The organism is Acinetobacter sp. UBA6526 (assembly GCF_002434875.1).
In the GTDB taxonomy this organism is placed as follows: Bacteria; Pseudomonadota; Gammaproteobacteria; order Pseudomonadales; family Moraxellaceae; genus Acinetobacter; species Acinetobacter venetianus.
In genome coordinates this window covers 1475-2662 of sequence record NZ_DJLC01000165.1, presented here as the reverse complement: position 1 = coordinate 2662, position 1188 = coordinate 1475, and the positions used below count along the sequence as shown (strand labels likewise).

General features: G+C 39.3%; 2 protein-coding genes. Both read left to right on the top strand.

Features of this window, described 5'->3' with window-relative positions; genetic code table 11:
- Nucleotides 1-489, top strand: a 489-nt coding sequence (folP, locus tag B4237_RS11610; RefSeq protein WP_286943208.1) for a dihydropteroate synthase, incomplete at its 5' end; no start/stop codon positions are given.
- 125 nt (nucleotides 490-614) lie between these two features.
- The coding region (locus tag B4237_RS11605; RefSeq protein WP_286943206.1) for a von Willebrand factor type A domain-containing protein at nucleotides 615-1188 on the top strand (574 nt) is incomplete at its 3' end.

The following is a 1188-nucleotide window of genomic DNA, read 5'->3' as shown; positions in this document are numbered from 1 at the left end:
GATGTACGGGCATTAACTCGACCACTGGCTTTAGAAACAGCAGCTGAAGTGAATATTCCTGTCGTGCTGATGCACATGCGTGGTGAGCCCACCAATATGAATCAGTTGGATCAATATCAAGATGTGACTGAAGATGTGATTCAAGAGTTACAACAACGTCTTGATCAAGCGCTTGCTGTAGGTATTAAAGTTGAAAATATTATTCTTGATCCTGGTTTTGGCTTTGCTAAAAATGCACAGCAAAATTTTCAATTGCTCAATGAGTTCTGGAAGCTTAATCGAATGGGTTACCCGATTTTATCGGGTTTGTCTCGTAAGCGGTTTATTGGTGAGGCGCTAAGTTGTATCCCTGCTCAGGAACGTGCTGTGGGGAGTGTGATGGGACATATATTGAGTATTCAGCAAGGTGCAAGCATTGTAAGAGCACATGATGTTAAAGCGACTGTTGATGCTATAAAAGTTTGGCAAGCGATGCTTGTTGCTAAATAAAATTAAAGAGAAATGATGTAGATAAAGATACATACGGACACGGTGTATCTTTATTTTTTTGCTTACAATGCTCTCAATATGACTATTTATTTGAAAATACAAAATAAAATTAGGGGAAATAAGAGATGCAAAAATCAACAAAAGTATTTGGTTTAACGCTACTGAGTTGTATGGTTGTGGCATGTAGTAACCCAGCTAAATATAGTGGGATTGCTACTGAACTTGCACCAGCACCAGTATCAACTGCAAATTTTGGAGCAGATCGCTCCCGTAAATTAATTGCTCCCACAGCTTATGTTGCTGTAATGCCAAGTATTGAGCGACCGCGATTAGAACAGAATACTGAGAAGTACCAGAAGAATGAGGTCAATCCAGTTCATCGAGTTGCTGATGATGCAATATCTACTTTAAGCATTGATGTTGATACGGGGAGTTATACCAATACTCGTCGTTATTTGAATGATGGGAGGTTACCGCCAGTTGATGCGATTCGTGCTGAAGAAATGATTAGTTATTTTGATTATCAGTATCCGCAACCAAATAGTGTACATCCATTTTCTGTGACCACTGAAACGGTTGACTCACCGTGGAAAGAACATGCTAAGTTGATCAAAATTGGGATTCAAGCCAAAGATTTAAGCACGAAACAATTACCACCTGCCAATTTAGTTTTTCTTGTCGATGTTTCTGGCAGTATGA